Raw genomic sequence first — 22,136 nt, forward strand, 5'->3', positions numbered from 1 at the left:
ACGCTTTATTTTACAACGGCTTCGATTTTATCAAGCTCCCATACACCGCCCGCAGCAAGCCCTTTACACATGCCTGTCCACATATCTTTGGTATGTACAAATTTCTGACCATCCCATACCCACTCATCACTTGACCAACAATCCCCGATGCCACGACCTTTTTGAGCACTCTGAATTACACCTTCATAAAAATCCGAGGCATGTTCCGTCACAAAAGTTGCTTTACCCGTGAGTGATTCATCTAACACCCAAGCACCATATCCTTCGTTATACGCTCCACGCCAACAGATGGTCATCGCCAAAACTTTATGATTTGTGAGTTTGTAAAATTGAATTGCTTGGGGTTTCGATCCATCAGAATCGTAATCATAAAGTCCATTACAGAAATCATCTTCTTTGGGTGATGGTTGAGCAGCCATTAAGATTTGGTGAATGGCGGTATAACGTTTATGTGTTGGTTCTAAAGTTAAATATGGCTGATCTGAGGTTTTTACTTGTTTCACTGTGAGTTTGGGTTGAGCAGATAACACTTTTGATTCATCAGCTTTGCCTTGTTTAATTAGTGCCCCAACCGTACCGACTCGCTTTTGAAAATCATCCATTTTCAACAATGCAGCAGTCATGCCTGCATCAGAGATACGCCATTGGACATTGGTGTTTTTAAATACAATATCAGTCTTTTGTTTGGCTTGTTGCAGCAATGCATTGACCTGAGCGGTAGTGAGTTTTCCCATGATTGGGAAGTCGGCACCATCAACAGTCACTTGCCCTAAATCTTTTCCATTCACATAAAAACGTAAATTTTTAAGTTTAGCTGGAGATAGAGATTCTTGCTCCAAATTACCTAACGCAAATTCAGCACTGACGACTTGCTTTGCTCCAGCCTTACGTGTCAGTAAGAGTGATGCTGGCTCAATAGCCTCATAACTATATTCATCCGAATAGCCTGCTGCTCGGCATGTTCCTGTATTGGTACAATATATTTCCCAATCCTGATGTGAAAATGAAATTCCTTTGATTTCCTGCGCAAAAGCAGGACAACTTAGCGCCACAAAACAGCAAACAGAAAGTATATTTTTCATCGGATTCATTTTTTATCACTCGTATTTTTATAAAGTATGGTAAAGCGTTTAAATGACTACGGCACCCTTGTCTTAAATCATATTATTGCAGAAGATAAAAGATTCAAACCATGTTGATTTGACCAAATTTTAAGAATGAAAAGAACAGTTTTATTTTCTACGATTTTAATGGGTCTATTCTCATCAAGCATTCATGCTGAAATAACGATCTTTAAAGCAACTTTTCCTCAATTTTCCAACAGTGCAAAAGAACGTAAAACTGAAAATCAAATTTATCCTCTCGGTGAAGCTTCTTTTTCTAATGGTGTTCGAGTGCCTTTTTATGGTGTAACCGTACTTCACCCTGTGGATGATGGCTTATTAAAAGATTTTAAATCATGTAGCGCAAAAAGCTGTCATTTTAATTTTAAGTTGAAAGCTGAACATGCATCACAACTCAAACTGGTTGCTTTGCCTGAGCTTGGTGTCATTCTCGTTCCTAAAGATTGGCAAGATGTTCAGGCAAGTGCAGGAGCCAATGGAACTGGCTCAGCCTTACTAATGAGTCCAAACCAAAAACAAGCGATTGAACTTTATGATTCTTCAGTTTGTGTGGGTTGCGGTATGCCTTATGCCACGCTTTATTTTCCGAATTTGCTCAAACAAAGTCTGGAATACGAATATGGTGGCTATCAAGATCGACACAAATTAATCAATATCGTACATCCATCTAAACAAGTTGCTTTCTTTAGTTATCAAGTGCCTAACTTGAGCTATAAAACGCACGGTGTAGCCAAATATATTGATGATGGTGATTTTAATTTTAGAGAAATCAAAGTCACTTTGGGTAAATCACAACAGCATTTGGTTGGACCAATTTTAAACTTCTATCACTTTACGCATTAGTAGTAGACGCATTTTCTAATACTTGGCTCGCTTTGAGTAAATGTAAAAAATGTTCGATACGAATGTTGTTGCCTCTCCTTCGATAAATTCCATAGATCGGTGCAATACACGGTTTCTTGGCTTCTAAAGGCCGATAGATGATCTGCTTATTCCAAAAGTCTTGGATAGAGGCTGGCACGATTGAAAGCCCAATCCCTGCTGCGATGAGGTTGAGACTTGACGTCAAACGTGGGGCTTCTTGGACAATATTCGGGCTAAAACCTGCCTGATAGCAATTTGCCAAAATATTATCGAATAAGTCTTGCCCTGCTAAACGGCGGTAAAGTACAAATTCATATGGTTCTAGATCAAGTAAGCGAATCGCACCGTTTTTTTCTACCAATGGATGATTGCTTGGTAAAGCCACGATCAGCGGTTCATCCAAGACATGAAGACTTTGCACATCTTTATGAATGGGCGCTGGCTTGCGTAGAAATACTATATCTAATTTTTCATTGATCACCGCATCTGTTAATGCACTACTGCTGTCTTCTTCTAAATGAATGGCCACAGCAGGAAACTCTTCACGAAACTGGCGTAACAACGCAGGTAAAAATGGATGTAATCCTGCTGAATTGGTAAAGCCAATATTGATATGCCCTTCTAAACCCTGTGCAATATTTCTGACTCTTTTAGGAATTGACTGGGCATGTGCCAAAATTGTAATCGCTTCTTGATATAAGACCTTTCCTGCTTCTGTAACTTCTACACCACGAGGTAAACGTTTTAATAAAGCGGTATTGAGTTCTTCTTCTAAACTTTTGATTAAACGAGTTAATGGTGGTTGTTGCATATGCAGACGAACAGCGGCTTTTGAAATATTACTTTCTTCAACCACAGCAACGAATGCTTGGAGCTTATGAATATCCATTAAACATACCCTAAAAGTATAGATGATGTAAAAAATAGCATTTGTAAATATACCACTATTCCACCATCCTATCATGAGTAAAAGAGATGAGGAGGTGTCCCGATGAAAGCCGAAGCAATATCAATAGAGCGTGAACCAGTATCAGAAGCGCCTGATTGCAAGGCATTATTTACGGGATTTATGCAGTTAGGATTAATGGGATTCGGTGGGGTACTACCCTTAGCCCATCGCATTATTGTTGAAGATAAAAAATGGATAGATGAAGGAAAATTTACCGATTTACTTGGCGTATGTCAGTTACTTCCTGGCGGTAATATTATCAATATGTCAGTTGCGATTGGCATGGAATTCCAAGGTATTAAAGGTGCAATCAGTTCTGTACTGGGCTTAATTTCAGCGCCGACAGCGATTGTCTTGATCATTTACCAAGTATATGAGCATTTCCAATATTTAACTGCAGTACAACACATGATCCAAGGACTAGCGGCAGCTGCAGCTGGCTTATTGTTTACCACAGGATTTAAAATGTTACGCCCCATTTTAAAAAGCTATCTCACTGTTTTGACGATTGCATTGACCTTGGTATTTATGTTGCTGATCAAACTTCCTTTAGCACTAACTTTATTTGTCTTACTTGCGATTAATTTGTTGGTACTTGGAGTGAAAAAATCATGATCTTATGGACATTAGTGATCGTCTTTACACAACTCTCTGTACTGGCTTTTGGTGGTGGTAATGCCATCCTTCCTGAAATGCAGCATCAAGTTGTAACCGTACATCAATGGATGACTGCGGAACAATTTAGTTCGCTTTTTGCAATGGCACAGGCTGCACCCGGCCCCAATATGATGATCGTGCCGCTAGTTGGTTGGCATGTCGCTGGTCCAGCGGGCCTATTGGTTACATCCTTAGCGAAGTTTGGTCCATCATCTATTATCACAGTGTATGTGCTTAAATTTTGGCAACGCTTTAAGGACCATCCTTTACGAGCAAGATTTGAAAAAGCCTTAAAGCCAATTACAGTCGGTTTAGTCTTAGTCAGTGCATGGCTAATTGCAGATGCTTCTGCACAAAATGCCTTACTGATCTTAATTGTGATCTTGACTGCAATTCTTGGGATGTTTAAAAAAGTGCATCCTTTGTGGGTCATGGCATTAGGTGCTGGATTAGGAATTTGTCTACTTTAATCGATAAAAAAACCTGCACGAAGCAGGTTTTTTCTTTGTAGGATTTAGTCCTTATCAAGAATTGATTCAAAAGCTTTTAGACGCTTATGAATCGATAATAGTTCAATAATGGTTTTCCATGAACTGATCAAGTATTGGAATGATTCACGGACTTTATCAAAAATGTTACTGATTTGGTTAATCAAACCAAGCGTCATTTTTCCAGATGCGATCGCAGGGAATAATACGACAAGGCTATATAAAATATCGAGTTGCTTGTACCAAATTGCCACTAAGTTAAAGTAGGCATAATGAAAGTAAAGTCTAAAGTAATTGACTCGTACCTTACTAAATAACTCTTTTAACGTAACAGGATCAGCACGATTCTCATGGTCTTCACCATAGACTAACTCTTTACGATAAGCAGCTTCAACCTTCTGATTATTGAATTGCAAACCAGGAAGTTTCTGCCCGACTAACATTAGAATAACTGTACCAGCAATCGCCCATACAACAGCCGCCCACACCAAAGAATGTTCAATTTCTCCCACAATCGGTAAGACTGGAACTTTCTGCGAGATTTGGAACAACAAAGGTAAGAATGCGATTAGTACCATCACTGACTTAATTAACTCCACCCCTAAGTCTTCCATGATGGTCGCAAAGCGCATGGTATCTTCTTGTATACGCTGTGACGCACCTTCTACATGTCGCAGCTTATCCCAGTTGGCGGTGTAGTATTCATTCATTGCTGTGCGCCAACGGAATACGTAGTGACTGGTAAAAAATGCATTAATGACTGCAAATGTGACTGCCACCATCGCGATATAAAGAAAGGTCAAAGTGCCTTTGTAAAGATCATTGATGTCACCACCACCATCGCTGAGCATTTTTTGGATCATGTCCCAGAATGGACCATACCATGCGTTAATCGCAACACTCACCTGAACACCAAACCAGATATTAAACAGAATGAATGCCGATCCCCAAATCGACCACTTTTGCCATTTATTATCAGATAAAAATCGCCAAAAGGCAGCGAATAATGCTGTTGATACTAAAAACCAAATATAGAACCAAATAAAGGCTGCGGACCAAAAACGACTCACGCCAATCGGTAATTCAGCTTCAGCATAACCTTTCGGAAAACCCAAGTACTCTCCCCATCCATGCCCACCTGTGTACCAAAGCAGCATGTTGAGCGCTAACCATACAATCACCGATATAAAAAAAAGGCGTGGGTTAGGAAAAAATGATTTAAACATCGTGTTTAACAATCCTTGTGGTGTTACTGATGACGTCGATGCGTCATCCTATAATGCAAAACTTAAATTTGTTTAATAAAAAGTTTAATGAATTGTAGTTATTTACCTGTTTTCTTGATTTTTTCATAGCTTTTTGTAGAGGATTTACAAATTGTTTTATAAGAAAACATCTGCCAGCAAACCAAGCCTTATCTTGTATTGATTTACTGGCAGCAAAATAGCCGATTAGGGTGCTACAGAATTTATTTTCAATGCAAAATCTTGCTGCGCTTGAGTGGCTGAATTTTGCTTACTTTGAATTGTCGATTGAATATCCGCAAGTTTAGCCTGTGCTGCATCAATCCCAGCTTGCATAGTCATTTCACGTCCTTTCACATCAAAGATATGTGCCTTTTCACGTAGATCAGGTTGAATCACGACATCCGCATCTTTCAATTCTTCTTCGGCTAATCGCCCTTGCATGATATTAATATTTTGATTGAACAAGCCCCATACATTGGTAGTTTCGGTATGAATTGGCTGCGCCAAAATATCTACAGCAATCACAATATCCGCACCTAGTTCCCGTGCTACTTCAACTGGGACAGGACTCACTAGCCCACCATCAACATACTCGACATTACGAATCTTAGTCGGCACAAACATACTTGGAATAGAAGTCGATGCACGCACGGCTTGCCCTGTATTGCCATAGTTAAATACGGTTTTCGTCCCATTTTTGAGTTCAGTTGCAACCACATACATTGGAATTTTTAACTTTTGTAGCGGTGTGTTAAGCACTTGTTGATTGACATAGTCTTCAACTTTTTTACCATCAAAGAAACCTTTGAGGCTCACATTTACATCACGTACATCATTGGCTTTGAGTTTGAGTGCAATATCTCTTAATTCAGCTGCGCTTTTACCACTGGCATATATTGAACCCACGATACTGCCTGCGCTTGTACCTACGATCAAATCAGGTCGGATGCCTTGCTGTTCAAGTACTTCGATCACTCCGATATGAGCATATCCTCTCGCACCACCACTTCCTAATACTAGCGCAATGACAGGACGTTTCTGTTGTTTTTTGATCGCAGCAAAAGGTTGACTCATGGTTTGTACCTGAGCATCTTCTACAACAGGTCGTAGTTGTGATGTGGTTTGGCAACCCGCCACAAACATCATCGATAGTCCTAGAGTCAATAATTTAAGCTGTTTCATCTGCATTTGATGCCATATTCACTTTATATCTCTCTCAAATTTTACTCCGAGCGATTTTTAAAAGCTGTATCAATTCTTTGCTGACTGATTTCTATGCCACAAAAAAAAGCTCCTTTACAGGAGCTTTTTATCAATTTACCAAATATCGGAATCGACTTTTTTCTTCAATTCAGGATAGTTATCAATCTTAAACTCAGGTTCTTTAATCCCTTTTTTAAGCTGAGAGGTATAATCTTTCAATAAAATCAGTGCTATTGGAGTAAGCAATAGAATTGCGATCAGGTTAATAGTTGCCATTAATCCCATCGATAAGTCTGCCATAGACCAAACCAACGGAACGCTAGTGATTGCACCGAAGTACACCATAACCAATACTAAAATACGGAAAATCAGCATAATTTTAGGATTGTTATTAATGAACTGCACATTACTTTCCGCATATGCATAGTTACCGATAATCGACGTAAAGGCAAATAAGAACAGAATAATAGCGAGGAAACCACCGCCCCAACTACCAATCTGACTCTCAAGCGCTTTTTGCGTTAACGTTACGCCCTCAAAACCAGCTTCGTGATATAAACTTGAGACCATAATGATAATCGCAGTACATGAACACACAACGAAGGTATCAACAAAGACACCTAGCATTTGAACCATACCTTGATTGACGGGATGTTTAACATCAGAAGCCGCAGCCGCATTTGGTGCCGAACCCATACCTGCTTCATTTGAGAACAAACCACGTTTAATCCCCATCATCATTGCCATAGAAATCATAGCACCGAAGAAACCACCTGCAGCTGCTTCAAACTCAAAAGCTTTTGTGAAAATAAGTTTAAAGATTTCTGGCAACATTGGCAGATTGATGATGGCAATGTACAAAGCCACGATAATGTAAAGCAATGCCATGAATGGCACGATACCTTCAGCAACTTTTGCGATACGTTTAATACCACCAAAAATAATCAATGCTGTCATTGTCACTAGTCCAATGCCAACCCATGAGATTTCTAGGTCTAAACCACCCAAACCTAAAGTTAGATTGGCTTTATCCCATCCCCAAGCATGAGAAGTTGCACCAATAATCGCATTCGCCTGAACAGCATTAAACACAAACCCATAAGCTAAAATGAGAGAAAGTGCGAAAACAATCCCTAACCATTTTTGCTTTAAACCTTGAGTAATGTAATACGCAGGTCCACCACGGAATTGTTTATTTTGATGATCTCGTACCTTAAATAACTGTGCGAGCGATGATTCCACAAATGCAGAACTCATACCTAAGAATGCAGTAAACCACATCCAAAACACCGCACCCGGACCACCAATCGCAATCGCAATCGCAACACCAGCAACGTTACCTACCCCTACACGACTTGCCAGTCCTGTAACGAATGCCTGAAACGGTGTGATCCCGTGCTCGTCCACACATTCTTTACGGCTACCTTTCATAACACGAATACTGTGTAAAAATAAGCGAAGCTGTACCGCACCAGTGATCAATGTATAAAACACACCCACTGCAACCAACAAGACAACCAAGAAATTCCAGAGCGGATCATTAAAGAATTGCACCCACGACATCAGCGTGGCATTTAATTGTTCATTCATCACTTATTCGCTTTAATAAATTATATGTATATCAAATACATATACGATAAAAATGGATGAATCAAAAAAGCCCCATATGGGGCTTTTGATCCGACTTAGGCAAAGAATTTCAAGATAACTTGAATTACTGTTGCGTTAATTAAATCGACAAAGAATGCACCACATAACGGAACAATTAAGAACGCTTTATGGGAAGGTCCATACATATTAGTAATGGCTTGCATGTTTGCAACTGCAGTCGGTGTTGCCCCCATACCAAAACCACAATGACCCGCAGCAAGAACAGCAGCATCATAGTTTTTACCCATCACACGGAAGGTTACAAAGGCTGCATATAGAGCCATAGTAATGGTTTGAGCACCTAAAATAACAACCAGTGGCCCAGCCAAATCTGCCAATTGCCATAACTTCAACGAAAGCAATGCCATTGCCAAATACAATGAAAGCGACGCGTTACCAAACACATCAATTGCACGATCAAAAATATCAATTTTCAATACGCTTTCAAGAATATTTCGGAGAATAACACCACCACCAAGCGCCCAAACAAAGGTTGGTAACTCGAACCATGTACCTTTGCTATAACCCGTCATAAACTCAGCAAATGCAAGACAGGCAGCGAACATACCTAATGTTGTGATTGCATTATCTGCTGTGATTAAACGCACTTGATGTGGGTTTTCAAAAGGTGCAAGCTCATCTGGATGTTTATCGAGATGTGTATCGCGATAATTAATTTCAAATGGTGTTTTTGCATGAGCTAGGCTATAACGATTGATCAATAATTTAGCCAGTGGACCACCAATAACCCCACCAATAATCAATCCGAATGTGGCACTTGCCATCCCTAATGCAAGAGCACCTTGAATCCCATGCTGAGTTTCAAAAATTTCTCCCCAAGCACCAGCAGTCCCATGTCCACCCGTCAAAGTCACAGAGCCTGCGATCAAACCAATAAGTGGATCAATGCCCAACAAAGTTGCTAGACTCATCCCAACCACATCTTGGACAACGATAAAAGAAGCCACACAGATCAAGAATATAACGAGTCCAATCCCCCCCTCACGAAGCTTCATAAAATTGGCACTTAGACCAATTGAAGCAAAGAAGATCAGCATAAAACTTGTTTGCAATTGACTGCTGAAAACAATGCTATATCCCCACATTGAGTGCACCAGCAAAGATACAACTGCTGCAACCAAACCACCTGCGACAGGCTCTGGGATGTTGTAACGTCTTAAGAAGTCAATTTTATTAACGAGCAGACGCCCTAATAACAAGACGATAACCGCCGAAATTAGGGTATAAAAACCATTGAAAGTAAATTCCATATCCTCTTCCGTTTATTTCATTAGTTTTTAGATAGTTTTTCCATCACACAACTAATAAAACAGTAACTCTCAAAATGAGTGAAAACTCAATCAAGTTAATAAAAAACATACAGTTCTTTGTAAGAACCCAGCCTGTATTAACAGATGGTTTTCACGGATGATTACACCTATAGGATAGGTTAGAAGTTATAGCGAGCCATTGCTCCTACACGGTTATCCTTACCTTTTTGACCATTGAAGGTTTTGCGTTCGCCATAGATATACTCTAAACCGAACGTGATTGGCGTAACAGGTGAAAACATTACATTCAACCAACCTTGTTGTAGCGTTTTGTTTTGCGCAGTATCTAGCAATGCTTGTTGAGCAAATGCATTGTTATCTTTAGCAAACATCGCGCCATACGCCAAAGTGCTACGAACTTTTGGCGTGATCTGATACGTTGTGCCCACAGTCACAGCATCAAATTCATTGAGATTTAAATCATAATTTGTCGGATTCACATTGAACGCATTATTGGTGTAAAGCAAAAATTTGCTATCACCTTTCACATGTGAGTAATCAAGCATCGCTTGCAAAGAATCTGTAAATTTATATTTTGCACCCAGCGCTATCCCCCAACCTAAGTCAGATTCATTTGCACTGAGTTGGTGATGATCTTTATCAAAGGCTTCTTTACTACGTACTTCTGTTAAAAGTGCACGAGCTGAAGTTGTCCCCTTACCCTCTGCAAAATCGTATTTGATTTTCGAGCTAAGTGCAGGTGCACGATTATCATCACTACCTTTTTCCAATGCAATCGCATAACTCGTGACAGGATTCAAAGAACCACTGTAGCGAACCATTGGAGTTCGATATGTACCAATACCTAAAGGTGAATTGAAATCAAGCATCTCAGGTTGCAGATCTGTCGCCAAGAATGTTGATGTAGTTTGACCAAACAACCAGTCGTTATAAGTCAAATACGCATGGCGGATACGGATTGTATCGTTGTTAGTTCCACCGCGAAAATCAACTTCAAGCTTTCCACCAACATCTGCACCTTGTACAGGTGCTTTAAAATCTAAGCCCAAACGAGTCACGGTCGCAGTGCTATAAAATCGGTCACTATTTTTCTCATTATTTTCGAGATCGACTTTATTAATTCGGTTAAAAATACCATCGCCACCTAGGGCTTGATAAGAAGCATCTCCACGCAAGAAACCATATAACTTTACATCAGCACCAGATGCTGTTTGAAAAGAGAGTGGTGATTTTTTATTTGTATCAGATGATGGGGTTGTAGGCTGAGCAGCTAGAACTTGAGCTGAATCTGAAACAGGCAATGTAGTTTTTTGTTTTGATTGAGGAACATATTGTTCAAGTAAAGCACGCAACTCTTTCACTTCATCACGAAGTTGTTGAATTTGCTCTTGCTCAGTAGCAGCTTGTGTCGTGTTCATCATCAAGATAGCAACAGTAAATGCCAAACCCTGAATCAAGAACGGCTTGCGGATGAGAGGTAAACTCATGAGAAGCTCCTTGTATTCGATGTATATTTCAACATTTCTACAAACATAAAATTGGATAAATTCACTATGTTTGTAATAGAAAATCCCCCTCACCCAATCAGTAAGGAAAGCCTAATCAATTTTTAAAAAGGGCGTATTATGCATAAATTTAGAATATTGTGTATATTTTTTTATTCGAATAAAAACTCAGTTTTAAGCAATTTTGGCTAAATAATAGTTCTATTTCATTATGTTACAAATATATTTCTTTTTCACACAAACAAAACAAAACCGCGCATAAATTATTCAGCTTTTACTGATGAAACGAAAATACGATTACTTTTAAAACAAATTTTGCAATACGACTAAAAAACCATCTGCAAAATCACCAGATTCATTTATAGTCTCACCCAATGAGAAAATAGCTAAAAGAGCTGGAGTTTATATGAATACGGAACAAGTCCGTTATGTTGATGAAGCAATAACTTCTCGCCACTCAGTACGTGCATTTCTAGACACACCTGTTGATGTACAAACGATTAAAGACATTTTGTCAGTCGCAAGCCGAGCACCATCAGGTACAAACACTCAACCATGGAAGGTTTATGTGCTTACTGGAAACAAACGCGCAGAGATGATTGAGCGCGTCTGTGCAGCTCAGCTTGAGTTATTTCAAAAACCAGAATTAGCAGAGCAGTACAAAGAAACTTTTGCATATTATCCAGAAAATTGGATTTCACCGTTTATTGATCGTCGTCGTGCAAATGGTTGGGGTCTATACGGATTATTAGGTATTCAAAAAGGCGAAAAGGAAAAAATGGCAGCACAACAACTGCGTAACTTTCAGCTTTTTGATGCGCCTGTTGGACTTTTCTTTACTGTCAACAAAGCGATGGGAATCGGATCGAAGATGGATATTTCGATGATGATTCAAAATGTGATGGTCGCGGCTAAAGCACGTGGTTTGGATACTTGCCCTCAAGCTGCATGGAATCACTTTTATCCAATTGTCTTAGATGTACTTGGAGCACCAGATGATGAAGAGCTTATTTGTGCAATTGCATTAGGATATGCCGATCCAAATCACATCGTGAATACCTTCATTACACCGCGTGAACCTGTCGAAAATTTTACTGTCTTTGTTGATGAGTAAACTTTAATGACCACAGTATCTCTACATAGAGATACTGTTCTGTTGTCTTCCAACCTTAAAAATAGCGACCAGTCCTGCTGAAGTAAACATCAACATCATGAGCCCCATGTTCAATGATGCTTTCCAAATCAAAAAGTTCAGAATAACACCACCTAATAAACCACATGCAAACTGCATACTTCCCATGATCGCACTCGCAGTTCCAGCTCGAGCACCTTGTTTAGACATTGCCAAAGCCATTGCATTTGGACCAGTCAAACCAATTCCAGACACTACAAAAAATAAACCAAACATCAATATCCACAACGGAGCGTTATGCATTGATCCTGCAAACACAACACATACAGCACCAAGGAACTGAATCGAACCGCCTAAACGAAGACGGGGATAAATATCCATTCGTGTATTGAGATGCTTATTCAAAGAAGACATCAACATAATTCCAGCAGCATTAAAAGCGAATGCATAGGAGAATTGCTGTTGAGATAATCCATATTGCCCCATAAAGACCGCTGATGCAGAACTGATGTAACAAAACAAAGCTGCACCTGTCAGACAGCCTGCAAACATGGGGACTCTAAAGCTCGCATCTTTTAGAATTGCGGCATAAAGCGTTGTGACTTGATAAGTGGAAAGCTTGAGACGACGCTCAATTGGCAAAGATTCTTTAAAAAAGAAATGGACACATAACCAACAGATCACACCAATAATAGCCAATGCAGCAAAAATCATTTCCCAAGGGAAAAAGTTCAGAATCCAAGCGCCAAACATAGGTGCTAAAATAGGTGCTAGCCCCATGACAATCATCATACTTGAAAATGCTTGAGCTGAACCTTGAACATCCAGCCGATCACGAATCGCAGCGCGCGCAATAACGACACCGACACAGCCCCCAAGCGCTTGAAAAATACGTGCAATGATTAATGCCCATTCATTACTTGCAAATACACAAGCCAGACTGGCAATCACATAAAGGGTTAAACCAAAATACAAAGGTTTTTTTCGACCAATCCGATCGCTCACTGGACCATAGATAAGTTGACCAATCGCAAGCCCTAAAAAATAGGCAGGCAAAGTATTTGCGACCATTTGCGTGCTTACCCCAAACTCCTCTGCCATTTGAGGCAAAGCGGGTAAATACATATCAATTGATAAAGGACCTAAAGCGGTAAGGAGTGCAAGCAACATAATCCAAGTTGTTGAATATTGACGTGAATTAGACTGCTCGACCTTCATAATACTTCACTTTTCAAGTTTATTCCTGATCTAAGCTTAACACTCTCATGCTATTTTGTGCATAATAATACAGGCTGACTAGCACTTTTGAGATGTCAGTTCCCATACAATAATTCCATGACACGATACAAAAAGGACAGCGCTTGAATCCTTGGTTTGGACGATTAAAACAATTAACTTATAACACCACGTTTATGTATAACGTGAGGATGTGGATCGCTTTTGTAGGTACAGCTTTTGTTCCTTATTTATTAGATTTTCAACTGGCTACGATTCCATTAACTTTAGGTGTAGTTGCTGCGGGTATCAGTGATATTGATGATCGCTTTTCTGTGCGGATCATGAACTTAATCTACACCTACATCGGTTTTTTTATTACCGCAGCATCCGTTCAATTATTATTTCCCTACCCTTTCGCATTTGCTTTTGGTTTGATCGCCTCTTGTATTGGCTGGATTCTATTAGGTTCGTTAGGGCGACGTTACGCAACGATTGCTTATGGATGCTTGGTGGTTTCGGTATATACCATGCTTGGTGTTCATCTATTTGAAGACTGGTATTTGCAACCTGCATTACTTGTGATCGGAGCAGCATGGTATGGTCTGATTTCAACTATCAGCTTCTTATTATTTCCAGTCCGTCAGTTACAAGATCAACTATCAGCATCTTATAATGCTTTAGGTAGTTTTTTATATGCTAAATCAAATCTGTTTGATGTGGATATGACCGCATCAAGCTACCAACAAAGCATGATTGATTTAGCACTAGAAAATGGAAAATTAATTAAATTATTCAATAATTTACGTGTAGCACTAGTCACTCGTCTCAAAGGAGACCGAGGTCAAAAAGATACGCGACGCAGCTTACAGTATTATTTTGTAGCTCAAGATATTCACGAGCGTGCAGATTCCGCTCATATTGATTATCAAAAACTCGCTAAACTGTTTCAACACAGTGATATTTTATTTCGTTTCCAACGTATTCTTACCATTCAAGGCAAAGCATGTCAGGACTTAGCGCAATGTATCTTGAATCGCACACGTTATACGCACAACAAAAGATTTCAACATAGTTTTGAAAATCTTAGACTGTCATTAGAAAAATTACGAGAAGATAATATTTATGATCAAGTACGTGTGAATGCCTTATTTGCACTCTATCAAAATTTAAAATCGATCGATGCCCAACTGCAAAACTTAGAAACAGAACGCGATTTGCAACTGATCAACACTCAACAAACTGAACACCAACTTAAAGATGATGATCTCAAAGGTTGGAATGATATTTTTGTTCGAGTCAAACAGCATCTCACACCTGAATCTGTTTTATTTCGACACGCTGTCCGTTTATCTATCGTTTTATTTATTGGCTATATTTTTATTCAAGTTACCAATATTGCATATGGATACTGGATTTTACTCACTGCACTGTTCGTATGTCAGCCAAACTTCAACGCCACAAAACGCCGCTTATATTTGCGTATAGTGGGTACGCTGATCGGCATTATTGTGGGATTAGCAATTATCTATTTTATTCCTTCGCTTGAAGGGCAATTGGTGATGCTTGTTTTAAGCGGTGTGTTATTTTTCGAACTAAGAAGTAAGCAATATGCTCAAGCAACTGCATTCATCACTATCTTGGCACTGATCAACTTTAATCTTGATGGTTCTGCATTTGCTGCTGGCTTTCCAAGATTTATCGATACACTTATCGGATGTGCCCTCGCATGGTTTGGCGTGAGTTTTATTTGGCCCGATTGGAAATTTCGTAGGCTGCCTCGTACCATCCAGCGTTCTATAGAAGCTCAATGTAATTATCTTTCAGAAGTAGTTCAGCAATACCACGAAGGTAAAAATAATGCGCTCAATTATCGTGTAGTTCGTCGCGCAGCGCACAATACCGATGCAGAAGTTGCTTCTTTAATTTCCACATTAGCAACTGAGCCAAATATTGACCCAACACAAAAGTCACTTGCATTCGAGTTCTTGTGTTTGAGTCATACCTTTTTGAGCTATATCGCAGCCTTAGGTGCACATCGAGCACAAATCCATGATCAAGAAGTATTGGCTTTACTTGATCAAGCCCTAGATGATATTAAAGGCACATTATTGCGTGATGAGGTTCCAGATTTATCCGCGCAAAATATGTTACAAACCATACGTCAACGACTCAATACTCATGATGAAGGTGATCCAAAGTCCTTGATTATTTTGCAACAATTATCACTCATGTTTGGTATTTTGACTCGCTTAAGCATGCTTAAACAAAGCTTAAGTCATGAGCCAAATCAGGATGGCACTGAGTTTGCATCTCTTTGATTTATCCACCATTGGCATAATATCTTTGACTGCTAATTAATGCTAAACTTAACTTAGTTCTACACTCATTTTTTATACTATGACCGCCAAAACGCTATACGCTTATACGCTACAACCTGTTCCCTACGAAGTTTCCGAAGCTGAACAACGTCAAGCTCAACTTATGATTTGGCGTAGTACTAATAAATTTAGTCGCAAAGCGTGGATCATTATGATTTCGCTTGTGGTGCTTTCTTTAGTGACCGCTGGACTGATTAACTACTACTCTACTTACTCAACTGTATTTTGTTGGGTTGTTATCGTGTTCGTTGCCCTCTTCTACCTGATTAAACGATTCGGTCTTGAGTGGTATGTGAAACGTAAAATGAATGAATTCCCAGTTCAGGAAATTAAAGGTCTTCGTCTTGGTGTTCAACCACACGGTATCGTCATGCGCCAAAAAATGGGCGTTCAAGAAGGTACTGCAACAATCGGTTGGAAAGATATTTATGAGTGGTATAGCTCACCTGACTTCATTTTGGTGAACTTTAAAGTAAAAACACCAAAAGGTGATGAACAACAAGGTGCATATATCCTTCCTAAACGCATGGATTCAAAAAACTTTTCATTCAATACTGTTCGTAAACATTTGAATGAAACTGTAGGCGCTCCGAAAACGCTATAATTAAAAATATTCAAAAAAAGCCTCTCAAAATGAGAGGTTTTTTTTAATGTGAAAAATTTAAATGAGAATCAAAATCAATATTACCTACAAAATCCATATTATATTCTTAATCTTGAGTTATAATTTTTTACATGAACTCCACTTTATTTACATTTTTCGACCATGCTTAAAAAAGTCTTCTTCCAAATTCATTGGTTCATAGGGATCACTGCAGGTTTAATCCTTTCATTGATGGGCATAACTGGAGCAATTTATTCATATGATCAGCAAATCTTAGAATTCATCAATAAAGAGAGCTATGTTGTTGAAGCTGCTTCTACTCCAAAGTTAACCCCAGCCCAGATATTTCAACACTTCAATAAAAAACAACCCGATATTGAGATTAATAGTATTACCATCGCAGCTGACCCTACCGCATCTTCTACAGTAAATATTAAAAAAGAAGGTGCTCGTCGTGGCCATAACATGATGGTCAATCCATATACAGCTGAGGTATTACCAGAAGTCAAAGGTCGTGAAGTATTACAATTTATCCAACGATTGCATCGGAACTTAACTGCAGGCGAGTTTGGAGCACAAATTACAGGTGCATCGACCTTGATGCTTATCTTTTTTGTACTGAGTGGACTTTATCTCCGCTTCCCTAAAAAACATTCTTTTAAACAATGGTTCTTTATTAAGCCTAAACTTAAGGGTCGCAATTTTATTTGGGATTTACATGCTGTAGTTGGAACTTGGCTTGTCGTCTTTTATCTCTTATTTGCATGCACTGGTTTGTATTGGTCATATGACTGGTGGCGTGCTGGTATGTTCAAAGTCATGGGAGTTGAACAACCTAAACGCAACGAACCGAACCAAGATAGAAAAAAACCTGAACAAGAAAAACTTAAACCTGAGCAAGTGACCAACATATTGTCGCAATCGTGGACAGGCGTGAATGCCCAAATTGGACGTGAATATTCATCATTAACGTTTAATATTCCGAAAAAGAACGATGCAAAGCTTGAGCTATCTTTTGTTGATGCTATCCCCCAACATGAACGTGCTCGTAACCAAGCTATTTATAATTATCAATCCAACACTTTTGAGAAATTTGAGCTTTACGAAGATAAGAAGCTAAATGAAAAGATTATGAGCAGTATGCTACCTGTACATCGTGGAAGCTTTTTTGGTGACACTTATCAATTTTTAGCAATGCTGGCATCTTTAACAATGCCTTTATTTTTCGTCACAGGTTGGATGCTTTATTTAAAACGTCGCAAACAAAAAAAACTCACACTCGCGGTACGAAATACGATCGGTTCTCAAGTTATTGACCCAAATGCAAAACCATGGCTCATCACTTACGCAAGTCAAACAGGTGTTGCCGAGCAACTCGCATGGCGTACAGCAACAAGCTTACAAGAAGCACAGCAAGCAACAATTGTTAAACCTCTTCAACAGTTGACTGAGCGTGAGCTTCAGCAAGCTGAGCTTGTCTTATTTGTGGTGAGTACCTATGGAACTGGTGAGGCACCTGACTTAGCAACTAGCTTCAGCAAAAAGATGATGAAGCAATCACTAGATTTAAGTTCAATGCAGTTTGCAGTGCTTGCATTGGGTTCTAAAGAATATCCTGAAAGTTTCTGTAGTTTTGGGCATGCAATAAACCAATGGTTATTAGCATCGAAGGCATCAGCTTTATTTGACTTAATTGAAGTCGATAACGTCAATCCTAATGATATCCAACGCTGGAATCAGGCTTTATCAGAGATTACGCACACAGAACTACATGCAATGAACATTGAAAAAGTATTTGATCATTGGACATTAAGTTCTCGTACACTCCTTAATCCAAATAGTCTTGGGCAACCTGCTTACAATATTGAACTCACCGCTCCTCATGATATGACTTGGCATCCTGGTGATATTGCAGAAATTCAACCAGAAAATACTCCTACAGAGATTCAACGCTTTTTAGAAAAGTACCAAATCTCAGCTGAATCCAAAATCGAATCATTGAATCAGAAAATTGATCAGGCATTACGGAATAAAAATTTACGCGTAGATGTTCTGGCATACAATCATCTAGATGAGCTTATCGAGCAGCTTCCTACCCTACCCACTCGAGAATACTCTATCGCTAGTATTCCTCCGCAGCAAATTCTCAGACTTGTCGTTCGTCAACAGCGTGACCCACAGGGTGAACTCGGATTAGGCTCTGGATGGTTAACAGAACATATCCAAATCAAAGATAAGCTAGCTTTACGAATTCGTACGAATGAATCATTCCATTTGATTGATGATAATCGTCCAATCATTTGTATCGGTAATGGCACAGGTATCGCAGGTTTGATGAGCCTGTTGCAACAATGTAATCGTCAAAATTACACTGAAAATTGGTTAATTTTTGGTGAGCGTCAACGTGAATGTGACTATTTCTATAAAGATACCATCGAAGCATGGAAAAATATGGGAACTCTAAAGCGTCTAGACTTGGCATTCTCTAGAGATCAAGCTCAACGTATTTATGTACAAGATATTCTTCGCAACAATGCTGAAGAGCTTTTAGCATGGATCGCTAAGGATGCTGTCATATACATTTGTGGAAGCATTGAAGGTATGGCAACAGGTGTTGAAGCTGCACTGATCGATCTTCTAGGAGAGGAAAAATTGGATGAATTACGATTATCAGGTCGTTATCGTCGAGATGTTTACTAAGCTTTATTGAATATAGATAAAAATGGGTGATATTCACCCATTTTTTATTCATCAATAGAAGCGTTTGCCTTTCGATGAATTTTGCATACACTTAGCACGTTTTATATCGCTTACGAAAAAGATTATGCAAGCAAGCTCATGGATTCGTATCATTTTAGCTATAGTCGGTTCTATTTTATTCCTAGATGGAGCTATTCTAATTGCGCTTAAAAAAATTCACATCGGTACAGTTTTACCCTTTTTAATTGGACTATTTTTCTGTATTTACGCTTATTTCTATTATCATTTTGAACGGTTTTTCTTTTATCACTTCCGTCTGCATTCTATTTGGCGCTTTGCATGGGCGTGTTTTTGGATTTGGATCATTAGTCTAGGATATTTCTTTAATTATCTGACAGATAACAATCAGAAACCGCAATCTATTCAACCTGTTAAAGCAATTATTGTTTTAGGAACGGGCATTGAAAATGGTCAACCATCAGCAACACTTGCAAAACGTCTTGATCGTGCAGCACCTTTGGCAAAAGCGCAACCAGATGCAAAAGTGATTGTCTCTGGTGGAATTGATTTTGGCGAGAAAGATAGCGAAGCAATTGTTATGTCACGCTATTTACAGCGAAAACATCAAATCCCTGCCACTCAGATTTTACTAGAAGATCAAAGTACTAGCACTGAACTTAACCTCAAGAATAGCCAGCCTCTGCTATCAGCGCATCACATTACTCTTCAACAACCCATTGCAATCGTAACCAGTGACTTTCATACCTTACGTGCGCAAGCGATTGCAAAAAAACAAGGTTATAGCCAAACCATTTTACTTGGATCAACTACGCCTTTGAGCACTCGATATAATGCATGGTTAAGAGAGTATTTCGCTTATGCAAGCGGATGGATATTAAATGAATATTGATTGGGGCTCTGCCCCAATCTTGTTTTGATTTAATTATGCAAACGGATATCACGTGGCAGGGGCAATTTTAACTCTGCAAATACATCAGGGCGCTGTAGATAGACTTGATAAAGAAAGTTCTTAATATCTAACAATAATGTATCAGGTGGCACTAATAAATTGTTACCTTCAGGTGTCAGATCTAAAGAAAGGATCGTATTATTTTCCTTTAAAAAGGGAATCATCTTTTCAATAAAAGACAATAATGGAACTTCCTGTAGATGATAGTTTGCCCAATTATCTTTAATTAATAATTTTGCCAATCCTTTACTTTGCCAGATTGATAAAGCATGTTGCCCAGAAGGTGTTGCACACAACGCCCACCCATCATGATACAAAGCAATCACTTGACGCTGCATAACAATTTGTTCAATGAACTGACGATAAGTATCTTTTGGAGAAAGATTAGAATTAGTTTGAGATTTCGACGCAGCCTTGCGTTGATAAGGATTTCTCATAAATCACTTCAATTTTAGAATCATTATTGCGGCTAATGATAAAAGAAATGACTTAAAATCACAATCAAGATAGTAAGATATCGTATGGAAATTATGGTGGGCGCTGACGGGATCGAACCGCCGACATTCTGCTTGTAAGGCAGACGCTCTACCAACTGAGCTAAGCGCCCTGAGCGAGGTAACAAAGCTTGGCTTTGTTTGAGCGCAAGAGAAAAATCTTTGATTTCCCTAATGGCATCTCGTGTCAGAGATCAAGTATAAAGATACTTGTTAAAACATTTATTTTCTAGAATAAGGTATCAAGAAAATGGCGCAGCGGACGGGGCTCGAACCCGCGACCCTCGGCGTGACAGGCCGATATTCTAACCAACTGAACTACCGCTGCACTGGGTAACTATCTATTTGATAGTTAATGTCACAAATTATGGTGGGCGCTGACGGGATCGAACCGCCGACATTCTGCTTGTAAGGCAGACGCTCTACCAACTGAGCTAAGCGCCCTGAGCGAGGTAACAAAGCTTGGCTTTGTTTAAGTAAACGTCTAATTTACTTAACTCTAACTGAATTTGCAATCCTAAAGTGGCGCAGCGGACGGGGCTCGAACCCGCGACCCTCGGCGTGACAGGCCGATATTCTAACCAACTGAACTACCGCTGCACTATGATCTTGCAATTTCAGAAACGATTATTAAAACTTAAGTGGCGCAGCGGACGGGGCTCGAACCCGCGACCCTCGGCGTGACAGGCCGATATTCTAACCAACTGAACTACCGCTGCACTTGAGTTTTAACGTAAAGGCTTGGTGGGCGCTGACGGGATCGAACCGCCGACATTCTGCTTGTAAGGCAGACGCTCTACCAACTGAGCTAAGCGCCCTTAACGTCTTCATCGTTTGTGAGGTGCATTATAGAGAATCTTTACAGCCTGTCAAACGCTTTTCCTCATCTTTTCTAAAAAAACAGTGTGAATGATTAAAAAATAGGTAATTCACGATAAAATCTAATATTTCAGTATTTTATTTAAACACTTATTCGATTTCTAACAGCTAAATTTCTAAAGGCGATTCAGAAATGTAGACCAGTGCCTGTTCAGGAACCAGTTCAAACAATTCAAGAATCTCATCATTCTGCATACGAATACAGCCATGCGACATTGGAATACCCATTGGTTGGTTTTCAGGTGTTCCATGAATATAGATATATCGATTGAACGTGTCGCAGCCCTCACCTTTATTAAAACCAACTTCTAAGCCATCTAGCCAAAGAATACGAGATAAAATCCAATCCCGTTCTGGAAACTGTTCCGCTAATTGCTGATTATAAATTTCACCAGTAGGTTGACGAGCGATGAAGACTGAATTCTTTGCTGCTTTCTGACCGATTTTCTGAGCAACACGATGCCAGCCTCGTGGTGTTTTACCACTATTTTCTTGTTCACCAATGCCATTCTTGCCAGATGAAATCACATAGAACTTATTATGTTTGGGCAAATATAAAGTTTGTTGTGCTAGATCGATCAAAATATCAGCTTGTTCGATGGTATACGACATTTTTATCTCAAGATTAAATAACGCTAAATTATTTCAACACAAATAATAGCTGATTTCTGTAGTTTTGATTTTTTAAAAATTTGGATCTATCGGCGTTTAAAATGACTAAAAAATTATGAGTATTCTCATTGTAGCATTTGGTTTGTTAAATTTAAGCGTAAATCAACGCA

The 22,136-nt window shown here is 39.3% G+C and carries 18 protein-coding genes and 6 tRNA genes; 8 read left to right on the forward strand and 16 right to left on the reverse strand.

Going from position 1 to position 22,136, the window contains the following annotated elements; all coding sequences use genetic code 11:
• Positions 1-5: 5 nt before the first annotated feature.
• Complete coding sequence (locus tag IRT38_RS14990; protein ID WP_194598130.1) at positions 6-1,091, reverse strand: DUF1176 domain-containing protein; 1,086 nt, start codon at positions 1,089-1,091, stop codon at positions 6-8.
• Between the two features lie 126 nt (positions 1,092-1,217).
• Here IRT38_RS14990 and IRT38_RS14995 point away from each other — a divergent pair, with 126 nt between their 5' ends.
• On the forward strand, positions 1,218-1,967 hold the full coding sequence (locus IRT38_RS14995) for a DUF4850 domain-containing protein (protein WP_194598131.1): 750 nt from the start codon (positions 1,218-1,220) through the stop codon (positions 1,965-1,967).
• Here IRT38_RS14995 and IRT38_RS15000 read toward each other — a convergent pair.
• Positions 1,957-2,877 (reverse strand): LysR family transcriptional regulator, encoded by a 921-nt coding sequence (locus tag IRT38_RS15000; protein WP_194598132.1) that lies wholly within the window; start codon positions 2,875-2,877, stop codon positions 1,957-1,959. The genes IRT38_RS14995 and IRT38_RS15000 overlap by 11 nt on opposite strands.
• 102 nt (positions 2,878-2,979) lie before the next feature.
• Here IRT38_RS15000 and IRT38_RS15005 point away from each other — a divergent pair, with 102 nt between their 5' ends.
• Positions 2,980-3,552, forward strand: coding sequence for a chromate transporter (locus IRT38_RS15005; protein ID WP_194598133.1), 573 nt, complete (start codon positions 2,980-2,982; stop codon positions 3,550-3,552).
• The gene (locus IRT38_RS15010) at positions 3,549-4,064 is read left to right on the forward strand and encodes a chromate transporter (RefSeq protein ID WP_112987287.1); all 516 of its coding nucleotides are present in this window, start codon (positions 3,549-3,551) and stop codon (positions 4,062-4,064) included. Before IRT38_RS15005 ends, IRT38_RS15010 begins: the two co-directional genes overlap by 4 nt.
• 44 nt (positions 4,065-4,108) lie before the next feature.
• Here the strand turns inward: IRT38_RS15010 and sbmA are convergent, their stop codons facing one another.
• The 5 genes from sbmA to IRT38_RS15035 form a co-directional block, all read right to left on the reverse strand.
• Positions 4,109-5,308: a peptide antibiotic transporter SbmA gene (gene sbmA / locus IRT38_RS15015; RefSeq protein ID WP_004908683.1), complete on the reverse strand. Its 1,200-nt coding sequence runs from the start codon at positions 5,306-5,308 to the stop codon at positions 4,109-4,111.
• Between the two features lie 225 nt (positions 5,309-5,533).
• Positions 5,534-6,511 (reverse strand): patatin-like phospholipase family protein, encoded by a 978-nt coding sequence (locus IRT38_RS15020; RefSeq protein WP_112987302.1) that lies wholly within the window; start codon positions 6,509-6,511, stop codon positions 5,534-5,536.
• A gap of 135 nt (positions 6,512-6,646) precedes the next feature.
• A complete protein-coding gene (locus tag IRT38_RS15025; RefSeq protein ID WP_194598134.1) occupies positions 6,647-8,122 on the reverse strand; it encodes an alanine/glycine:cation symporter family protein in 1,476 nt (491 codons plus the stop codon).
• A 95-nt stretch (positions 8,123-8,217) separates the two neighbouring features.
• Complete coding sequence (gltS, locus tag IRT38_RS15030) at positions 8,218-9,453, reverse strand: sodium/glutamate symporter (RefSeq protein WP_151760252.1); 1,236 nt, start codon at positions 9,451-9,453, stop codon at positions 8,218-8,220.
• Positions 9,454-9,632: 179 nt separating this feature from the next.
• Positions 9,633-10,961, reverse strand: coding sequence for a DcaP family trimeric outer membrane transporter (locus tag IRT38_RS15035; protein WP_194598135.1), 1,329 nt, complete (start codon positions 10,959-10,961; stop codon positions 9,633-9,635).
• A gap of 424 nt (positions 10,962-11,385) precedes the next feature.
• Between IRT38_RS15035 and IRT38_RS15040 the strand changes: the two genes are divergently transcribed.
• Complete coding sequence (locus tag IRT38_RS15040) at positions 11,386-12,093, forward strand: nitroreductase (protein ID WP_004963858.1); 708 nt, start codon at positions 11,386-11,388, stop codon at positions 12,091-12,093.
• A gap of 21 nt (positions 12,094-12,114) precedes the next feature.
• Here IRT38_RS15040 and IRT38_RS15045 read toward each other — a convergent pair whose 3' ends face one another.
• Positions 12,115-13,329, reverse strand: a complete 1,215-nt coding sequence (locus tag IRT38_RS15045; protein WP_005402128.1) for a multidrug effflux MFS transporter — start codon at positions 13,327-13,329, stop codon at positions 12,115-12,117.
• Between the two features lie 143 nt (positions 13,330-13,472).
• Here IRT38_RS15045 and yccS point away from each other — a divergent pair, with 143 nt between their 5' ends.
• The 4 genes from yccS (at position 13,473) to IRT38_RS15065 (ending at position 19,921) form a co-directional block, all read left to right on the forward strand.
• A complete protein-coding gene (yccS, locus tag IRT38_RS15050) occupies positions 13,473-15,647 on the forward strand; it encodes a YccS family putative transporter (protein ID WP_194598136.1) in 2,175 nt (724 codons plus the stop codon).
• Positions 15,648-15,726: 79 nt separating this feature from the next.
• Positions 15,727-16,311, forward strand: coding sequence for a YcxB family protein (locus IRT38_RS15055; RefSeq protein WP_004908704.1), 585 nt, complete (start codon positions 15,727-15,729; stop codon positions 16,309-16,311).
• A 162-nt stretch (positions 16,312-16,473) separates the two neighbouring features.
• Positions 16,474-19,011, forward strand: a complete 2,538-nt coding sequence (locus IRT38_RS15060) for a PepSY domain-containing protein (protein WP_194598137.1) — start codon at positions 16,474-16,476, stop codon at positions 19,009-19,011.
• A 124-nt stretch (positions 19,012-19,135) separates the two neighbouring features.
• A complete protein-coding gene (locus tag IRT38_RS15065; RefSeq protein ID WP_194598138.1) occupies positions 19,136-19,921 on the forward strand; it encodes a YdcF family protein in 786 nt (261 codons plus the stop codon).
• A 29-nt stretch (positions 19,922-19,950) separates the two neighbouring features.
• On the opposite strand, the gene IRT38_RS15070 is transcribed toward IRT38_RS15065, so the two are convergent.
• The 8 genes from IRT38_RS15070 to elsL form a co-directional block, all read right to left on the reverse strand.
• On the reverse strand, positions 19,951-20,418 hold the full coding sequence (locus IRT38_RS15070) for a DUF2750 domain-containing protein (protein ID WP_112987283.1): 468 nt from the start codon (positions 20,416-20,418) through the stop codon (positions 19,951-19,953).
• A 94-nt stretch (positions 20,419-20,512) separates the two neighbouring features.
• Positions 20,513-20,588: transfer RNA gene (locus tag IRT38_RS15075), tRNA-Val, on the reverse strand.
• A gap of 138 nt (positions 20,589-20,726) precedes the next feature.
• Positions 20,727-20,803 (reverse strand) — tRNA-Asp (locus tag IRT38_RS15080).
• A 40-nt stretch (positions 20,804-20,843) separates the two neighbouring features.
• A tRNA-Val gene (locus IRT38_RS15085) sits at positions 20,844-20,919 on the reverse strand.
• 79 nt (positions 20,920-20,998) lie between these two features.
• Positions 20,999-21,075 (reverse strand) — tRNA-Asp (locus IRT38_RS15090).
• 42 nt (positions 21,076-21,117) lie between these two features.
• A tRNA-Asp gene (locus IRT38_RS15095) sits at positions 21,118-21,194 on the reverse strand.
• A gap of 23 nt (positions 21,195-21,217) precedes the next feature.
• Positions 21,218-21,293: transfer RNA gene (locus IRT38_RS15100), tRNA-Val, on the reverse strand.
• Between the two features lie 169 nt (positions 21,294-21,462).
• Entirely contained in the window at positions 21,463-21,966 is a 504-nt protein-coding gene (gene elsL / locus IRT38_RS15105; RefSeq protein ID WP_194598139.1) for a cell wall-recycling L,D-carboxypeptidase ElsL, read from the reverse strand.
• Positions 21,967-22,136: the final 170 nt, after the last annotated feature.

The sequence above is a fragment of the Acinetobacter sp. SK-43 genome, from assembly GCF_015351505.1.
In the GTDB taxonomy this organism is placed as follows: Bacteria; Pseudomonadota; Gammaproteobacteria; order Pseudomonadales; family Moraxellaceae; genus Acinetobacter; species Acinetobacter junii.